The organism is Bacteroides salyersiae WAL 10018 = DSM 18765 = JCM 12988, from assembly GCF_000381365.1.
Lineage (GTDB): Bacteria > Bacteroidota > Bacteroidia > Bacteroidales > Bacteroidaceae > Bacteroides > Bacteroides salyersiae.
The window spans coordinates 1,997,785-2,017,707 of the sequence record NZ_KB905466.1; the positions used below are offsets into that span (position 1 = coordinate 1,997,785).

General features: G+C 39.0%; 14 protein-coding genes. 7 read left to right on the forward strand and 7 right to left on the reverse strand.

Annotated elements, in window-relative coordinates; all coding sequences use genetic code 11:
- Positions 1-188 precede the first annotated feature (188 nt).
- Positions 189-1,211 (reverse strand): FecR family protein, encoded by a 1,023-nt coding sequence (locus HMPREF1532_RS07550; RefSeq protein ID WP_005927167.1) that lies wholly within the window; start codon positions 1,209-1,211, stop codon positions 189-191.
- A 448-nt stretch (positions 1,212-1,659) separates the two neighbouring features.
- On the opposite strand from HMPREF1532_RS07550, the gene HMPREF1532_RS07555 reads away from it, so the two are divergent.
- Positions 1,660-2,163 (forward strand): RNA polymerase sigma factor, encoded by a 504-nt coding sequence (locus tag HMPREF1532_RS07555; protein ID WP_005927170.1) that lies wholly within the window; start codon positions 1,660-1,662, stop codon positions 2,161-2,163.
- A gap of 530 nt (positions 2,164-2,693) precedes the next feature.
- Here HMPREF1532_RS07555 and HMPREF1532_RS07560 read toward each other — a convergent pair.
- The 6 genes from HMPREF1532_RS07560 to HMPREF1532_RS07585 form a co-directional block, all read right to left on the reverse strand.
- Positions 2,694-3,461, reverse strand: a complete 768-nt coding sequence (locus HMPREF1532_RS07560) for a hypothetical protein (protein WP_005927173.1) — start codon at positions 3,459-3,461, stop codon at positions 2,694-2,696.
- A gap of 61 nt (positions 3,462-3,522) precedes the next feature.
- Complete coding sequence (locus HMPREF1532_RS07565; protein ID WP_005927176.1) at positions 3,523-3,999, reverse strand: DUF3592 domain-containing protein; 477 nt, start codon at positions 3,997-3,999, stop codon at positions 3,523-3,525.
- Positions 3,968-4,414: a hypothetical protein gene (locus HMPREF1532_RS07570; RefSeq protein ID WP_005927179.1), complete on the reverse strand. Its 447-nt coding sequence runs from the start codon at positions 4,412-4,414 to the stop codon at positions 3,968-3,970. Before HMPREF1532_RS07570 ends, HMPREF1532_RS07565 begins: the two co-directional genes overlap by 32 nt.
- A gap of 13 nt (positions 4,415-4,427) precedes the next feature.
- On the reverse strand, positions 4,428-7,703 hold the full coding sequence (locus HMPREF1532_RS07575; RefSeq protein ID WP_005927182.1) for a DUF6443 domain-containing protein: 3,276 nt from the start codon (positions 7,701-7,703) through the stop codon (positions 4,428-4,430).
- A gap of 30 nt (positions 7,704-7,733) precedes the next feature.
- A complete protein-coding gene (locus tag HMPREF1532_RS07580; protein WP_005927186.1) occupies positions 7,734-11,150 on the reverse strand; it encodes a hypothetical protein in 3,417 nt (1,138 codons plus the stop codon).
- A gap of 20 nt (positions 11,151-11,170) precedes the next feature.
- On the reverse strand, positions 11,171-12,328 hold the full coding sequence (locus HMPREF1532_RS07585) for a T9SS type A sorting domain-containing protein (RefSeq protein WP_005927189.1): 1,158 nt from the start codon (positions 12,326-12,328) through the stop codon (positions 11,171-11,173).
- A 644-nt stretch (positions 12,329-12,972) separates the two neighbouring features.
- On the opposite strand from HMPREF1532_RS07585, the gene HMPREF1532_RS07590 reads away from it, so the two are divergent.
- From HMPREF1532_RS07590 to mraY, 6 genes are all read left to right on the forward strand, one after another.
- Positions 12,973-13,419 (forward strand): HU family DNA-binding protein, encoded by a 447-nt coding sequence (locus tag HMPREF1532_RS07590; protein WP_005927192.1) that lies wholly within the window; start codon positions 12,973-12,975, stop codon positions 13,417-13,419.
- A 105-nt stretch (positions 13,420-13,524) separates the two neighbouring features.
- Positions 13,525-14,445: a 16S rRNA (cytosine(1402)-N(4))-methyltransferase RsmH gene (rsmH, locus tag HMPREF1532_RS07595; RefSeq protein WP_005927195.1), complete on the forward strand. Its 921-nt coding sequence runs from the start codon at positions 13,525-13,527 to the stop codon at positions 14,443-14,445.
- Between the two features lie 19 nt (positions 14,446-14,464).
- Positions 14,465-14,824 carry an FtsL-like putative cell division protein gene (locus HMPREF1532_RS07600; protein WP_005927197.1) on the forward strand — a complete coding sequence of 120 codons (360 nt, stop codon included), beginning with the start codon at positions 14,465-14,467 and terminating at the stop codon, positions 14,822-14,824.
- A 143-nt stretch (positions 14,825-14,967) separates the two neighbouring features.
- Complete coding sequence (locus HMPREF1532_RS07605) at positions 14,968-17,067, forward strand: penicillin-binding protein (RefSeq protein WP_005927199.1); 2,100 nt, start codon at positions 14,968-14,970, stop codon at positions 17,065-17,067.
- Between the two features lie 16 nt (positions 17,068-17,083).
- Positions 17,084-18,535: a UDP-N-acetylmuramoyl-L-alanyl-D-glutamate--2,6-diaminopimelate ligase gene (locus tag HMPREF1532_RS07610; RefSeq protein WP_005927201.1), complete on the forward strand. Its 1,452-nt coding sequence runs from the start codon at positions 17,084-17,086 to the stop codon at positions 18,533-18,535.
- 55 nt (positions 18,536-18,590) lie between these two features.
- Positions 18,591-19,859: a phospho-N-acetylmuramoyl-pentapeptide-transferase gene (mraY, locus tag HMPREF1532_RS07615; RefSeq protein ID WP_005927204.1), complete on the forward strand. Its 1,269-nt coding sequence runs from the start codon at positions 18,591-18,593 to the stop codon at positions 19,857-19,859.
- The last annotated feature ends 64 nt before the right edge of the window (positions 19,860-19,923 follow it).

Here is a 19,923-nt window from a genome sequence, read left to right on the forward strand (position 1 = left end):
ACAATGGAATAATTTTTCTTCATAAACTTGTGGTTAACTAAAGTGTTTTATGAATTAACAAATAAAAATTTACACACCCGGATTCACGTAATACAACATCTCCGGTTTTTTCTCCAGTACAGGATCGATAAAGCAATCCCGTTTTTTACATTTAGAACTATACAATCATAGGCAGTCTATTTTTTATATCAATACAAATCCACTATTATCTTTTTCCTCACGAATGTTCCATCAGATTGCAGCACAGATTCTTCCTCCGTCTTCCACTTTATCATAGCCGATTTACTCAAATAATCAAGAATCTGTGACAATGTCTCATCTCTGAAAGTAGCCCGATATCTATACTGTTTTCCCGATCTGTTATTAAGTGCAATATCGACATTAAAATGCCGTGACAATCTTTTCAAGACCTCTTCTAAAGAAGAATTTCTAAAGATCAATTTTCCATCTTTCCATGCGACCTTCTCCGAGACATCAACTTCGGATTTCACAAATTGCAATGCTTTTTTATCATAAAGCAAATGTTCACCGGGTTTCAAAACCACAGATGTTTCATACTTAGGAATAAATATATTGACACGTCCCGACTCCAATACTGTTTCAACATAATCTTCATTGTCATAAGCACAGACATTAAACCGTGTTCCATATACATATACCTGTACCCCCGAAGGCGTATTCACATAAAACGGATGCTTTTCATCTGACTGCACCTCAAAAAAAGCTTCTCCCTGCAAATCCACTTCACGCCTTTCTCCCTTAAAAATATTCGGGCAGCGAAGCTTGCTCCCCGAATTCAACCAAACGACCGAATTATCAGGTAGCTCATAACGAACAACCGAACCAACAGTTGCCGTTATATTGGTATATTGAATCTTTTCATCGGGTTTCTTAAAATACAAATACCCCAGCGCCATAGAAGAAAGTAATAGCGGGATGGTCAAAAAAGCGGCATACCTAACCAATCTCTCTTGAAATATTCTAATTTTTTTTGCTCTTATATCAGCCTTAATTTTCTTATAACCTAATTCCGCATCAACCGCTTCCATCAATTTTATATCTTCTCCCAAAGCCCATGCAATCTTAGAATCAAGGAATTGTAACCGATATGCCTCTGATCCGTTCAGCAACTTCTCAACTTCATCCTTTTCAGCCTTCGTACACAAGCCTCTATGATAGCGGAAGAATAATTCTGATTCCTGATGCTTCATCTATTTTTTTATTTGATTATTTTGGTTATTTTTCGTTTTTAAATTCGCTTTATAATTACTACAATTATTAAGAGACAAAAAGGACAAGACGTCTTGTGTTTTTTTTCATTTTTTGAAATTAACCACTCAAACAATTATCAGAAAAGAGAAAAAACAAAATAACATTGTGGTTATTTTCTGAAATCACATCAGATCACAAGCTTATTATTAACGAGAATATTCCATATGAAAGGACCCATGAAAGAGGATTTTAATAAAAATAGCTTTATTATCACATTAGGTTCCCTCTAAGACCACCTGAAAACTATCAAAAATGACCTGAAAACTATCAATTGATAGTTTTCAGGCTAAAGAAAGATAAAATCCCCCCTATCGCAATCAGCAAAATGCCGTAAACTTGCAACATCGAAATAAACAACGATATATTCACAATTTAAAAAGCAACGTTATGAAAAGTATAAGCTTCAGAAAAGATTTAATAGGAGTTCAGGATGAACTGCTGCGTTTTGCATACAAACTGACCACGGACAGAGAAGAAGCAAATGATTTGTTGCAGGAGACCTCATTAAAAGCATTGGACAATGAGGACAAATATATGCCGGATACCAATTTTAAAGGATGGATGTATACCATCATGCGCAATATCTTTATCAACAACTACAGAAAAGTAGTACGTGATCAGACATTTGTAGACCAAACAGAGAACCTCTACCACCTGAGCCTCCCGCAGGAATCGGGATTTGAGAGCACGGAAAGTTCGTATGACCTAAAAGAAATGCACCGCATAGTAAACTCACTGCCAAAAGAATACAAAGTGCCGTTCTCTATGCACGTTTCCGGATTCAAATACCGCGAAATTGCAGAGAAACTTAATCTCCCGTTGGGAACTGTAAAGAGCAGGATCTTCTTTACACGCCAAAAGCTACAGGAAGAATTGAAAGATTTCAGATAATCGCATTATATAACCTAAACCGACGACTTATCGATTTCTATTTCTATATGAGTAATTTTTAGTGCAGATTTTTAGTTGTGTTAATTTAGGAGCAAGAGGAAGAGATTTCCATACTTGCTCCTTTTTTTATTTCATTCCTGTCAGAATGAATAGCCCAAAACACCGGACCATCCGGTAAAGACACTGTTCCGTGCAAAAGTATCCCTCGTTCCTTCTAATTGCGCACGAATCATGATAGCATGTTGCCATTTTTTAGAAACGGGAATCAGCAAACCAAGATTTACATAATATCCTGGAAAAGCTCCACCAAAGGGTTCCAACCGTGTGTTCCCTATTTTATACTTAGCCGATAGAAAGCCACAGACCACTGCACCGGCTCCAATAAAAGGACGTACTGCTCCCCTCGGAAAAGTATATCCCCCACCCTACTTGCCGGAGAGCAATATACTTGAATAGTCGCTCTTCCTTCTTGTATCCTTCGCCGACAGCTTGGACACAGACAAATCGACAACCAAACTAAGCGAACTTATCTAACGGGGACAAGAAACAGCAGCATTAACCCCCACCAAGTATGTTAGTACAGGTTTTCCATATTCTTTTAGATCATCGTGCGAAGTATATTTTTGCAAACCGATATACGGAGTTACAGCGACATGAATTTTCGGTTTGTCCGCCTTTGCCACAAACTCGATACAGCCTTCTTCATTGTTACACATCATACCGTGATAAGCTTTCACCAGATCGACCATTCCCTTATGCGTAAAAGGGGTACGATCTATTTTATCCTGAATCCCGAAACAATCCCGAAAGACATAGTGTAATGTCGGAATATAACGATTCACTTCTTTCTTAAACGTACGCCCATCGCTCTGTGTATTTTCAATCAAAGGTGCATCCAATTTCACCAACCTGTCATGACTTTCTATAAAATAAAACTCTTTATTATCCTCGCTTTCATAGTAATACAAATTCTTCATACCCTGAAATAAACACTCCAGAAATAGTTGAACAGTACTGCCATGGCTCAATTCAACCGAACGCGAAACATACAATTTTCCATCGTTCACAAAATGATATTTTTGGATATCACCGGGGTAATAAATAACAGGAGATGCATCCATATCCGACTTAAACATGCAGCAAGCTGCATTTATCTTATCCGTCCGCAAATTGATTAACCCTTGCACAGTATCCTGTTTAAGGGTAATGATATATCCCTTGTTATAATTATCTTGGGCAAATACGGAATATGAAACCCAAAGTACTGAGAAACTAATTAGTAACTGTTTTAAATCCATCTTTGTAATATCTTATAAACCTATTAAATCATAAAAGAGATATTTCCGACACCATTTTGATTTATCTAAAAAGCGACACCAAGCCCAGAAAAATACACAGTATTCCACTAAACAGCAAAAGATACAATGGCGAACTCAATGATGTTTCTAAAACAGCGCTCTGCGGTTTCTGCGGATTATAATGTACCGTACATTTACGCCCCGGGAAATACTGTTTCACTTTTTTACGTGCATAAGACAAAGAACTTGTAGACATGCGATGACCGTAATTAAGCCTATTCGAAACATATAATTTACCCTGTACCTGATACTCATATTTTATCACGACTCTATGTAGCTCATCAATACTACCAGAGGTTGCCACCTCTGAAAATAATATCTGACCGATAGTAGTAGGCCATTTTCTGGCCTTTCTGATGAAATAAAGCAGAATAAAAAAATAAATCAACAACAAGCCCCCCATGATCAGGACAAAAAGCTCGCCAAAAGCATCTTCCATATTCAAATCATTCAATATAATAAAATTTTGCAGACTCATCTAATTCATTCGTTAGTTCTGAATCAAATTTGAAGTTATAAAGCATCCATCTATCCTTTGGTTTATACAACGTAAATGAATACCTAAGTGGCTGGAGTTCATAATTTACAATACAAGAATAATGAACTATAGTTTTACCTATAACTCTTTTGGCTATAATTTCATAGCCAAAATACTTGCCCATAGTATTCTCACAAGACTTTAATTTTTCTCTCAACTCATCTATACTATGTGTCGGCAACTTTAAAAAATTGATATTAGTAGCAAATATTTCATTCAACGCCTTTTCTGCACCAGCACTTTCGTATGTCACGAAAAATGTTTCAACTATTTTACGGGACCCCTCATCACTCACTTTATTGGATTGCACACAAGAAGTTAACACAAGCAATAGCATAATAAATAATTGTTTCATAATCTATATAATTTTAATAACGATTTCCCTCCTGTTTTGTGTTCACATTAATCTCTGGCGTCAACACCTCCACTATTGTATTCATCATTCCATGTAACCACTGAGTAGCCGCTTTGAAATCAACAGACAGTCCAACCTTAGCTGGACCAGCTTTAATGTTAGCACCGACTTTGGTATTATTGTCTATTTGGGCGTTTACTTTATCACCAACTAAAACAGACGCATTAGCGGATGCAAAATCAAAATTTGTATTCATATTCACATCAGAATCAAACGTAGTTTTTACTTCTGCTATTGAAACTTCTGCTTTTAAAGATGCAGAATTTACAGAAAATTTAGCCTCTGCATCTCCTGCTACAGCCTCCATAGACAATTGATTGCCATTGGTTTTAACCGAAATCTCCCCAAAATTCACTTCTACCTTTCCCTTAACAGAGCCTAAACTCAAGCCTGCATTAACAGAATACAGCGATCTACCTAAGCCAATCTCCGATCCTCGAAAAACTTCCTTAGCGGCAGTATTTGTTGCATTAACATGCCTTTCGACTCTAGTTTGTTTCTCACGACTCCAATTCCAATAACCATTTCCCGGTGGGATTTGTACTTCTTTTCCATTCGGATCCACAAATCTCACAGGATTACCAAAACAATAAATATACGGACTCATCGAATAATACTTTTCACAAAGCGGATCGACACCAGTCCACCCCGGAACATCCGATCTTAAATATCTCGCACCGAAATCATACCAATCCAACCCGTGCATCCTATCCAATTCCTTACCACCATATTTGTAAGGCTGCTTACTCTTTTCCACTCCTTCTCCAAATAAACCACCGTAAGGATAATAATGATTCACCTCTTCTACAGTACCATATTGATCTGCCACAACTCGATTATTTCCTTGATGATCACGTAAATAATAATGATAAGTAGACACATTACCATTCAATGTTATATATCCGTCTTCCGTTAAGATTCTGCTTAACTCCCCGTCTTCATATATAAAATTACCACAATAATCGGTACAAGTATATCCCTTATAGCGTGCGCGTGAATCTAAAACAAGGTTAGATACATCCCGTTGCATTGCTAAAGAAGAAGCTAAGTTATTCGATATTTGAAAACCCGGAATCGGATCGACTACCTGTTCCAATTTCGTATAAGACTCTTTACGGCGTTTTACACCATCCGCACTGTATTGATAATCGATATATCCGCTCATATGTAGAATTACTTGCGAAGGCAAATTTAAACTATTATATCTAATTGAAGTAATTCCTTTATTTAAATCTTTAACTAAACTTCCATTTGCATCATAAAAATATTCCTGCGGTTTAGACGAACCATCTACAAAATTAAAAGCTCCCTCATAAAGAGGATCTCCCGCAGAATTATCGTCTATTGCTTTTAACTGATTCCCATTATAATCTATAAATAAATCATCAATCATATCAAAATCATCCGGTTTATTTAAAAGTCCATAACGTCTCACGAAAGTCAAATTACCCATTTTATCATATGCATAATCAACTCCATAATCAGGACAATAGTTAGGATCATCATTACTTTCTCCATATATAGCTCTCTTTAGACGATTCAATTCATCATATTGAAAATTATAATTGCGTATAAGACCAGCTTCCGAAGTAACAGACCAATTCATCTGGCTAATATTCCCATTATAGCAAGGGGTATTGTCTTCATCTTGTTCATTATAAAACAATTTTTGAGTAAACTTTGAGCCAGTAATACCAGTCAGCCAATTACGAATATTATAAGTATATGTACTTTTAAGCGAATCATTCTGATGATAAGTTTTGGTTGATAATCGTCCCAATTCATCATAAGTATTTTCAGACAACACAACAATAGGGGCATTAGGGCCTAATTGATGGGTCGTTTTTACTAATCGATCTGCATGATCATAAGTATATTTATATATTTCAAGTTTAGCTGTTTCTTTTGTATGATAATGAGCATTGACCACCTGCGAAGGCTTACCTGTAAAAGTATAATTAGTAACAGTTATTTTATATCCACCAAGATGATCATCTTGAGTAACCCGAATGGGTCGGCCCTTTATATCATAATAAACCGCAGTATATAGTTTGGCAGAAGTATCGAGTAGTGAAGATATACTTCCTGTTAAAAAGCCATTCGCCGCTACAGTTTGAGCAGGAAATTTAGCACGATTCTGGAAACCGACCAATGACAAAAAGGAATAGTCATCATAATAATTAACCTGATGAATTATTGGAGAAACAAGCTCAAAGTCAGAACTATAACCAGTATTCTCCAATCCATCAGGAATAATACCACTATCATCTTTATTTAATGAGCATACCACTATCCTTTCACTCACCGAAGAAGTGTTAGTATTTCCACATATTCCTTTGACAGTTAACCGATGAAAATTATCATACAGATAAAAAGTCCATTCTAATTTTTCTCTCTGTACACCATCCTGTGAAAAAATCAAATTATCTGCCTGATCATACACATATTTGATTGGTTGACATCCCGGAATTTTTTTCTCTATACAATGGCCCCAGTTGTCATATTTATATTGATAAGCATATAAATCCAAATCAGGCTCGTCTTGGTAAGCTGGCGGAAGAACAAAAATCAGATTATCACAAGCATCGTACACAAAATAGGTATCATGTGGTATATCACCTAACATCTGACGGACTAACACTTTACGATCTTGCTTATCCCTAAAGGTATAAGTCTCATTATGATCTTCGTCTTTCTCTCTTACAACAGACAACTCCTTTTCTGCATAATTGCCATTTAAAACAAGTTCCCCTGTAAACGTGACTTTATAAAGTTTACACAAAAGTATCCCTGTTGCTTTATTAGAGGAATATCCTGTAGACAAATCTCTTGAAAATTTTTCACCAGGCCCCATTATACCAATTACACGTTTCAGTGGAGAATAGTCGTAAACATACTCTGTATAATACATTTCATCATTATAAGTAGCCATAGCTTCTTTATATGAATAAACGCGGTCTGATGTTGTCACTATAGGGAGACGATCCTCTACGAGACGCCCTGTTTCATCACGCCATTGCTCAGTCAAAAGGTTTTTTCGAGAAGGAGTTACCCCTTTTTGAACGGTCATAAAAGAGCGCCCTAAACCATCAAAATATTGAATCGTTTCTATACATTTACTCGCTGCCTGATCCAACATCACGTAAGAATGAATATAATTCTTACAAGAGTCTTGAGAGTATAAATTCAACGTTAAACAGGATAAAATAAAGATATATAAATACTTCATACTTCTTCAAATTTAACTTACCTACAAAATTTATTGTTTGTAATTATATTTTAAACGCTTAACAACTTTCCCATTATGATCCAAAATCGTTTGCAGACGTCCAAAAAGATCATAGTTATAGGTAGTATTCATCCCTGTTGGAGATACTATCTTTTGAATTCCCCACGGTACTTTATAAGTATAAGTAGTAATCAGCGATTTCTTTAGTAAAGAGCGTAGATTTTCTATAGAAGTCATAATCGGAGACAAAGAATTCTCAAATGAATCCATATTTCTAAGGTGCATAGCCACCTCATTATAAGTAGCATTCCGGATCTCTGCTATCGGATAAATACTTTTATATCCCCACAAGTATGTTACAGGTATATTATCTTTTTCAGACATCTGTACAATTTTACCATGTTTATTATATAGGTCTATCGAATACTTTTTTCGATAGAATGAACTATACATAGACAACGAAAGCGGAGAGGATGCTTTTAAAGCATACACTATTTTAGGTAGAATCAACCCTAAAGTATCTATATAACTCGTTTTTTCTGCTTTTGTAACAGAACCGTCACACATGTAAATTGTCTCAAGAGGTTTATTAACAAGATTACGGTTCTTCATCTTTTGCGACATCTGATCCGCATAATCGGTTGAATATTTATATTGTATCTGCCTAATACTCTTATCACTATTACCATAGGACACCATAGACGGTAAATCATTGGAAGATAAATATTTATAATCTTTATAAAACTGAACTGATGGAGTCCCATAATTACTGCCATAATTATTAGGATCATATGTAGTTGTTATTTCTCGTGTCAAATTCCATCTCTCAGATACCGTATCATAAAACCTGGCATATATATAGTCAAATTCACTTGTCGAAAATGTAGAGAATATTAAAGGAATATATGCCTTAAAACCTTTAACCGTTTCTTGTCTATCTACGGTATAAATATAATTTGTTTCCTCTACCTTTCCCCCGTCATCATCATAGAGTATTTTCGATAATAATTGCCCATTTCGCAAACTCCCTGTAGTGGGAAATCCCGGTATATAAGATTCATCCGAAGATAATGCTCTATCCGGTACATTATAATAAGAATATTCTTCATACCCTGTACAAAAATTCTCGCGAACAGTAACCGTACTATATCCCACAGAAGCTCCCATAGCAGAAAAACTAAAAGGAGTATATGGATAAGACATACCACAAACATAAAATCCGGTCACATCTATCACATCAACCCTAACTCCTCCAATATCATACACTCCCCTTAAGGTCAAATTTCTTGTTGTAAAGGGATAAGTAAAAACCGGACTATTCATCAACAATCCTGTACTTTTCCCTTTTTTCATATAGCTATATTTTAAGTCAGAAATTATTTTCCCCTCAAACGTACTATAGATTCTTTTCACCCTAACGCCTCCACCTTTAGACACAACATTTGTATCTATATTTTTCACAACCTCCATACTGACACTTAACGACATACCATAATTTCCGGGAGTTATAATATTCTGAGTTGCAACATTTACAGTATACTTTCCTGCGGGAAGTACAAGTTTTTGCAAAATAAATCGTCCCATTTCTCTTTCAACAACACTTATCTCTTTCAAAATTTTCCCCGATTCATTTTTTAAAAATGCACATCTATAAAAAGAAACTTCTCCATCCTCATCTTTTTTAGGCTCTTCATCATAAGTAAGAACTCTCCATTGCAATGTAATTTCAGTTTCTTTTGTCAATGTAAAAGCAGCCATTTTAGAATTCTCATACATATTCTCATCTTCATCTTCATCCCAAAGAAAGTTTTGATAATAAGCAACTCCTAATACCACTTGTTCTTTTTGAAGAGTACTATTACTTCCATTTTGAACAGCGTGAGGTTCGTATTCAAAATTCGTAATTAATCCTGTCGGATATTTCATTGAAGACAACATTCCGCATGTAACATATTCATTAACAACCTCACGACTTCTTCCTAAATAACTCAAATCATAAGTATATCCCGACAAAGGGCTCATTGTCTTCAAACGATAAGCAGGCACATAAGTAATATTAGATTCCCCTCCTTGCTGCTGTTCGGTACCCCAACGTCTATCCGAAATAGTCTTACCATTATAATATCCCCAATCATCAATGGCATTTGAATCTTTATTCGGAAGCTTAGAAGCTCTATCATATGTAAACTCATACACGTGTCGTTCTTCCCCAGCTTTATCTGTCACACGTTTCAAGAAAAGGCGGCAGCTACAATAGTTCGACACAAGACCTACATATTCATAGTCAAAAATTATATTTTTTACAACCAAACCAGAATTATCCTTTATTTTTATTTCTGATACTTTTTGAGGGAGCTTCGTAGTCTGTACTGATTCAATATCCAACCTGTTATCAGTAATAATCTCTATTGTCAACAAGTCTGTAACTATTTTCTTTAATACTTTCTGATTTATTTTAGAAAATGAATATACATAATTTTCTAAATCATGAATCATACCACTAGCAAACCGAGCAGGAACTGCATCCACTAAATGGTAAATAGTTTCCTGTCTTTGTTTTTGAGTGTAAATATAATCTTCTCCATATTCAAATGTTATTTTATTCTTCTGAGGAGATACAATAGAATCCAAATACCATGTAGTAATAACATCTGGTTGTATTCCTCTAGAGTCATGCATTATCCACCCACGAGTAGTATTAGACAATTTTGAATTACTAGTAGTTGAAAACTGATAAGACTCTGTCATTTCATATGTATTAAAATAATAAATATATCCATCTCCATCTACTATTTCCCAACTTTTACTTTCAATATTATATTCCACCTTAAGATTATCTTTCACTTTTGTCAATAACGGATAGGCTCTATTAGCTAAGTTATTCCCAACCCCATTGCATTGAAAAAACATAGTACCACTATAATTTCCAAAATTAAAATGAAATAAGTCGGGCTCTCCGTCTCTTTGACTATAAATCGAATAATCCTTACATTCACTAACTGATCCATTTTGGTAATCATATCCATTATCTTCTGTTGGTATTGGTAAATTTGTATTCCAATAATAGCCTTTAGGGGATGACTCAAAATCATCAAAACCACGAACTTGCTTCGTTATAGCTCCATATCCTTGTAGTGCCCACCCCAAACCAATACAACCGGACTCTTGTGCCACCTTTATTCCAGATGCATGATAAGCAATATTTATAGGAAACTTCTTTCCATCAAGTGCTATCTCATACAAAGGAACCGAAATATCCGCCGTACCAGTATAGTGCCCAACTGGAATATAACCAAACTGTCCTAAAGAAGCAGCAGTCGGCGATACAGGAACAACCTGTACTACAGACGTATTTTCTCCTTTTAAGTATTCCCAATTTAGAATAGAAATGAATAGCATGCTAATCTTCAAGTAAGTTGTAACTTTATCATTTAATAGTAGTTTCATGTCTCAATTGTATTATTTTATTAAGGTTTCAATATTTTCTCTCCATACATCTTTCCATTAACCAATATTTGCAACAAATATTCACCAGAAGGATAAATATTAAATGACAACCGATCCTGATAACTTCCCTTCTGTAACAATCCTATATTCGATCTCAATAATTGTCGTCCTTGAAAGTCATACAGCATTACTTCAACTTTCGCATCTTCCTCGAGAAAGTAGTTCAATTGTAGATTACCCGTTTCATCCATATAAAAGCTATAAATCACATGTTCATCTTCATATCTTCTCCCTTTCCCTCTTTCAACAGTTCCCCATAAACGGTTGATTCCTTCTTCATCAACACGTTCTCGCCGTAATTGATTTTCAAGATCATCATTCAAATCATAAGATTGTCCATAAGGTGGATAATAAAATGACGTCGTAAAATGTTCATAACATTTACCAGATCTATAAGCCATACTTTTTATCGTTTCAAACACTGGATAACGATAGCCGTCAGCATACCAACGCCAAGTACTTATCTCTAAACAATCAGAATCATTTGCCAAATGAAAATCTATGCTATCATGACAGAGAACAAAAGGGATGGTATCATTCTTGCTTTTTTCTGAAACAAATTTTGTTTTTTCCACCACTTTCTTAATTGTATATATTCGTAAAACATTACGCAAAGTATCCCCATCAGGAAGAATCATGCCCCCTGTCGCATCAGCAGTTACAATAGATTTTCCTTGTATATGTATTCCTAAGCGATTGCAATAGTTGCCCATTCCATCGAAATAATCAGTAAAAGAGTGTCCATATGAAAAAGGAAAAATAAGCAAAGTCTCCGGTTCACGATAACGTATCCAAGTCGTTGGATTTTCATATCCCAATAATAAAAGAGAATCTGTAATTGATTGATAATAGTACATCGTACGATGCTCTATACCGACAATAGAATCAGAAAGTGTTTTAGGAGTAATATATTTTAATTTATAGTTCTCATTCACAAGATCTTGTTCACTAAAATCCCATATAACATTTTCCCCCTTAGGTCCTGGAGATTTACATTTCACCTGTTGTTTAATAATACAATCTCCTTCCCGAGGAGAATTCGAGGCACACCTCAAAAAGAACTGCGCCGACATCTGGGAAGGAGCAAAGAGTAGCAAAAAGAACAATAATAACTTCATATGCATTTATTTTTTATAAAGATAAAGAGTTTTAAATAAAAATTCCAAATATATAACCCGGACAAATCACAACTAACACTTTTTCCAATAAACATCTATTTATCAAAAAGATACAATAAAAAAGAGATTAAAAAAAATGATAATACCCGGACAATTCAAAAAAAAAATCATTGACCCTAATACAAAAAAAACAAAAAAGACCTCGTAAAGCCGAAAATTAGCGTACATAACAACTGAATCATTTATATTATTCTCTTCACACTTTATAGTACAAGCGACCTCTTCCACAAAAGCAAATTGGAATCCATAGGAGGAGGGGATATATCATTTCTTTGCCATTCCAATCTATTATGAGTTACAACCCACTCATTTACAAGGCATAACAAAAAGATATCTTTTTGACTGCCGTAGCACATGGTTATTACTTGCACAGCCATATACTTTAGCATATCTTTGTGAAAAGATTCAGCACTAAAGACATCCCCATGCTGTCGTTCAAAACATCCGGATGTTCTTGTTTACAACATGCCCATGTTTTGTATCAAAACATCCCCATGTTTTTAGAGCAAAAGTATAAAGTCACAAACAAGACGATTGAAAATTTATAAACAGTACAAGTATAATTATCAATAACAGAAGAATATATGGCTATTAATTATGTAGTTACCAAGAAGGTGGACACAACAAAGGGAGAAACAAACGTGCGTTATTATGCTACCACAAGAGCTTTACAAAAGAAACCCGTCGACAGTGCGGAAATAGCCCGGCAACTGGCGGAAAAGAGTTCACTGCAAGACGGGGATGTCATGTCGGTACTTGTACAGTTATCAGGTGTTATCGCCGAACATCTGCACCAAGGACGCACCGTTAGCATCGACGGGCTGGGCAATTTCTTTCCCACAATCACGAGTAAAGGAGTGGAAAAACCGGAAGAATGTACTGCCGACAAGGTATGGGTAGCACGTATCGGCTTTAAATCAGCACCGGCATTTCTGAAAAAGATACGGATGAAAACCAAGTTTCTAAGCATCCAACTACGGGAACAGAAAAAGGCAAATACCCAAAAGAAAAACACTCCGGGGAACATTTAACAATCTGTTGAAAACTTTATTCCATATTTTCCATACAGGAGGTTCTTTTTTCTTTGAGAAATATGTATTTTTGCCGTCACTTGCTTATATAATAAGGTAGAACAGATGAAGGAGACACAAGAGGAATTGACATATCACGTACCGGTATTACTAAAAGAGAGCGTAGACGGAATGAATATCTGCCCGAATGGCACGTATGTAGACGTGACTTTCGGTGGTGGAGGGCATTCCCGTGAGATACTTTCGCGTTTGGAAAAAGACGGACGTTTATTAGGATTCGATCAGGACGAGGATGCCGAACGAAACATTGTCGATGACCCGCGCTTCATTTTCGTGCGAAGCAATTTCCGCTACCTGCACAACTTTCTACGCTATCACGATATAGAGAAAGTAGACGCCATACTGGCAGACTTGGGAGTATCCTCCCATCACTTCGACGACAGTGAACGAGGATTTTCTTTCCGCTTCGACGGTGCATTGGATATGCGTATGAACAAACGGGCCGGACTCACAGCAGCAGATGTGGTAAACACTTATGCAGAAGAACGGTTGGCAGATATCTTCTACCTGTATGGAGAATTGAAAAACAGTCGCAAATTAGCATCGGTTATCGTCAAGGCCCGTGCCAACGGACAAATAAAGACAATCGGCGAGTTTTTGGAGATCATCAAGCCACTCTTCGGCCGGGAACGCGAGAAGAAAGAACTTGCCAAGGTGTTTCAGGCACTTCGCATTGAAGTAAATCAAGAGATGGAGGCTTTGAAAGAAATGTTGACCGCAGCAACGGAAGCCTTGAAACCGGGAGGAAGATTAGTCGTTATCACTTACCATTCATTGGAAGACCGGATGGTTAAAAACATTATGAAAACCGGTAATGTGGAAGGTAAAACGACACAGGATTTTTTCGGTAACCTGCAAACGCCTTTTAAATTGGTGAACAACAAAGTCATTGTGCCGGACGAAGAGGAAATAGAACGCAATCCGAGATCACGGAGCGCCAAACTAAGAATCGCAGAAAAGAAATAAGCAGAAGAGATAGAAACTTATGGAAGAGAAAAAGATAAATAAAAACGAGAACAAAGAACCCAAAAAGAAAAAGAGGGCCTCTTTGAAAAGCATTTTAGGAGGAGATATCTTAGCTACAGACTTTTTCCGCCGCCAGACAAAACTGCTGGTACTCATTATGGTATTTATTATCTTCTATATCCATAACAGATATGCCAGTCAACAACAGCAGATTGAAATAGATAAGCTGAAGAAAGAACTTATCGACATTAAATATGACGCGCTCACACGTAGCTCGGAATTGATGGAAAGAAGTCGTCAGTCACGTATCGAGGAATACATATCGACCAAAGAGAGTGATTTGCAGACATCTACAAACCCTCCTTACCTGATAGAGTAAAAAAGGAGAAAGGAGAAAAAAGGGAAAAGGGAAAAGGGAGAATGGAGAAGGAAAGAAAAAGTAAATTATCAATTGCCATTTGTCAATTGTCATTTGTCATTTATAAATTATAAATAGTTTTGGCTGTCAATAAAAAAAATATAATGACCCGTTACTTCTTTGTTATCCTCATAATGGGGCTGATAGGAGTAGCAATCGTGGTAAAAGCAGGCATCACCATGTTTGCCGAGCGACAATACTGGCAGGATGTTGCCGACCGTTTCGTAAAAGAGAATGTAACGGTAAAGCCTAATCGGGGTAATATCATCTCCTCCGACGGCAAACTGATGGCAAGTTCACTGCCCGAATACCGCATCTATATGGATTTCAAAGCAGGAGCACCGGCCAAAACCGACTCCTTGAAAAAGCATATGAATGAGATCTGTGAAGGGTTGCACCGGATATTCCCGGATAAAAGTGCGGCTGAATTCAAAGCGCATCTACAGAAAGGGATGAAAAAAGGAAGCCGCAATTATTTGATTTACCCGAAACGTATCTCGTACATTCAATATAAAGAGGCCAAACGCCTGCCTGTTTTCAACATGAACAAGTATAAAGGCGGATTCCATGAGTTAGCTTACAACCAGCGCAAGAAACCATTCGGCTCTTTAGCAGCACGTACATTGGGCGATCTCTACGCAGACACCGCACAAGGTGCCAAGAATGGAATAGAACTGGCTTTCGATACCTTGTTGAAAGGACGTGACGGAATCACGCACCGCCAGAAGGTGATGAACAAATACCTCAACATCGTAGATATTCCTCCCGTAGACGGTTGCGACCTTATCGCCACCATCGATGTGGGCATGCAGGACATCTGTGAAAAAGCATTGGTAGATAAGTTGAAAGAGCTGAATGCCAGTGTAGGCGTTGCTGTTTTAATGGAAGTCGCCACAGGCGAGGTGAAAGCAATCGTCAACATGATGAAAGCGGCGGACGGCAATTATTACGAAATGCGTAACAATGCCATCAGCGACATGCTCGAACCGGGTTCCACCTTTAAGACAGCTTCTATCATGGTGGCTCTTGAAGACGGGCACATCACCCCCGATTACGAAGTGGATACGGGAAACGGTATCAAAATGATGTACGGACGGCCGATGAAAGACTGGAACTGGCATCGCGGCGGATATGGCAGAATCAACGTAACCCGTATCTTGGAAGTGTCGTCCAACGTGGGGACATCCAGCATCATCGACCAATTCTATCATGACAATCCGCAAAAGTTCGTAGACGGACTGAAACGGATGAGCATCGACCAGCCGTTGCACCTGCAGATCGCAGGAGAGGGAAAGCCCAACATCAGAGGACCGAAAGAACGCTATTTTGCCAAGACTACCCTCCCGTGGATGAGTATCGGGTACGAAACGCAAGTGCCCCCGATGAATATACTGACATTCTACAATGCCATAGCGAACGATGGCGTAATGGTTCGCCCGAAGTTCGTAAAAGCGGCTGTAAAAGACGGGGAAGTAGTAAAGGAGTTCCCGACAGAAGTCATCAACCCGAAAATCTGTTCGGATAATACGCTGAAACAGATACGGGAAATTCTCTACAAGGTAGTGCATCAGGGACTGGCAGGACCGGCAGGCAGCAAGCAGTTTGCCGTATCCGGCAAAACAGGAACGGCACAGATTTCACAAGGCGCCGCCGGATACAAAACGGGCAGGACGAACTATTTAGTCAGCTTTTGCGGATACTTCCCTTCGGAAGCGCCGAAATACAGTTGCATCGTCTCCATTCAGAAACCGGGGCTTCCGGCTTCCGGTGGGTTGATGGCAGGTAGCGTATTCGGTAAAATAGCAGAAAGGGTATATGCCAAAGACTTGCGCCTGCCACTGACAAATGCCATCGACACCAACAGCGTGGTAATTCCCGACGTAAAAGCCGGAGAGATGAATGATACCAAACGGGTACTCGACGAACTGAAGATACAGAGCCAGGCTAAGTTCGAAATCAAAAGCGGCAAAGAGACTTGGGGCAGTACACATGCCGCCCCCAAAAGCGTTATCTTAGAAAGCAGAGACCTGATGCGTGATTTTGTTCCGAGCGTGATCGGCATGGGCGCACGGGATGCTGTCTATCTGCTCGAAAGCAGAGGGATAAAAGTAAATCTGGTAGGCGTAGGCAAGGTAAAAAGCCAGTCGATAGCCAATGGAACAAGAGTAAGAAAAGGACAAACAATCGTATTGCATCTGAACTGATTATATATAATAAGGTATGAAACTGAACGAATTACTGAAAGCGATCCAACCGGTACAGGTTGTGGGGGCTTCGGACATAGAAATAACAGGAATCAACATAGACTCCCGACAGATAGAAGCAGGACATCTGTTTATGGCCATGCGCGGCACGCAGACAGACGGGCATGCCTATATCCCGGCTGCCATAGAAAAAGGGGCCGTCGCCGTACTTTGCGAGGACCTGCCGGAACAGCCGGCAGAGGGAATCACCTACGTGCAAGTGAAAGACAGCGAGGATGCCACAGGCAAGATGGCGACTCTGTTCTTTGGAGATCCTACTTCTAAAATGGAACTGGTAGGCGTAACGGGAACCAATGGGAAAACGACCATCGCCACCTTATTATATAATACATTCCGCTATTTCGGATATAAGGTAGGACTCATTTCAACGGTATGCAACTATATCGATGACGAAGCAATCCCAACCGAGCACACTACCCCCGACCCCATCACATTGAACCGCCTGTTAGGCAGGATGGCGGACGAAGGTTGCAAGTATGCTTTTATGGAAGTAAGCTCCCACTCCATCGCCCAAAAACGCATCAGTGGATTAAAATTCGCCGGAGGTATCTTTACGAATCTGACCCGCGACCATCTGGATTATCATAAAACGGTAGAGAACTATCTGAAAGCCAAAAAGAAGTTTTTTGACGATATGCCCAAAAACGCATTCAGCCTTACCAATCTGGATGACAAGAACGGACTGGTAATGACGCAAAACACACGTTCGAAGGTATATACCTACTCTTTGAGAAGTCTGAGCGACTTCAAAGGGCGAGTATTGGAGTCGCACTTCGAAGGAATGTTGCTCGACTTCAACAACCATGAACTGATGGTACAGTTCATCGGTAAATTTAATGCATCTAACCTTCTTGCCGTATTCGGCGCTGCCGTATTGCTCGGTAAAAAAGAAGAGGATGTACTGGTGGCGCTCAGTACACTACACCCGGTAGCAGGACGTTTCGACGCCATCCGTTCTCCGCAGGGATATACGGCAATCGTGGATTATGCCCACACTCCGGATGCACTGGTCAATGTCCTAAATGCCATTCACGACGTACTCGAAGGCAGAGGTAAAGTCATTACTGTGGTGGGTGCCGGAGGTAACCGTGACAAAGGGAAACGCCCCATCATGGCCAAAGAGGCTGCCAAAGCGAGCGACCGTGTCATCATTACTTCGGACAATCCCCGGTTTGAAGAACCGCAGGATATTATCAATGACATGCTGGCCGGCTTGGATGCCGGAGACAGAAAGAAAACAATCAGTATGGCAGACCGCAGGGAAGCTATCCGCACAGCATGCATGCTGGCCGAAAAAGGAGATGTAATTCTCGTTGCCGGAAAAGGACACGAGAACTACCAGGAAATAAAAGGAGTGAAACATCACTTTGATGACAAAGAAGAGTTGAAATCAGTGATGAATGATTAGTGACGACATCACTTATCACCAATCACTCATCACTAACCCCTAATCACTATTTACAATGTTATATTATCTATTTGACTGGCTACACAAACTCAACTTTCCCGGTGCGGGAATGTTTGGTTATACATCATTCCGTGCATTGATGGCTATCATTCTGGCACTGCTGATCTCGAGCATCTGGGGTGATAAGTTTATCAAACTGCTGAAGCGTAAGCAGATCACGGAGACACAGCGTGATGCCAAAATCGACCCGTTCGGTGTAAATAAAGTAGGAGTGCCGAGCATGGGTGGCGTCATCATCATTGTAGCCATTCTGATCCCCTGCCTGCTGTTAGGAAAACTACATAATATCTATATGATCTTGATGCTTATCACTACCGTTTGGTTGGGATCATTGGGATTTGCCGACGATTATATCAAGATATTCAAGAAAGACAAGGAAGGGTTGCACGGAAAATTCAAGATCATCGGGCAAGTGGGATTGGGACTGATTGTGGGATTGACCCTCTATCTCAGCCCGGACGTCGTCATTCGTGAAAACATAGAAGTACAGACACCGGGACGCGAGATGGAAGTCGTGCACGGGACAAACGACTTGAAATCGACACAGACCACCATACCGTTTTTCAAAAGCAACAACCTCGATTATGCCGATCTGGTAGCTTTTATGGGAGATCATGCCCAGACTGCCGGATGGATCCTGTTTGTGATCATTACCATCTTTGTAGTGACGGCCGTATCCAATGGCGCCAACTTGAATGACGGGATGGACGGGATGGCAGCAGGCAACTCTGCCATTATCGGACTGACTTTGGGCATACTGGCCTATGTATCGAGCCACATCGAATTTGCCGGCTATCTGAATATCATGTACATCCCCGGTTCGGAGGAACTGGTAATCTTCATATGTGCTTTCATCGGTGCACTGATCGGTTTCTTATGGTACAATGCCTATCCGGCGCAGGTATTCATGGGCGATACCGGGAGCCTGACCATCGGCGGTATTATCGCCGTATTTGCTATCATTATACATAAAGAGTTATTGATTCCCATTCTTTGCGGTGTATTTTTGGTAGAAAACCTGTCGGTCATTCTGCAACGCGCTTATTACAAGGTCGGAAAGAAAAAAGGGGTAAAACAACGCCTGTTTAAACGTACGCCGATACACGATCATTTCCGTACATCGATGAACCAGATAGAAAGCGGATGCCGGGTGGTATTCACCCAACCGGACAACCTCTTCCATGAATCGAAAATCACTGTTCGTTTCTGGATCGTAACAATCGTATTGGCAGCAATAACGATCATCACATTAAAGATCAGATAAATCATGGTTCAATGTGCTGATATGCCAATCGGGGAAGAAGCGGATGCAGGTGAAAAGGCAGGGA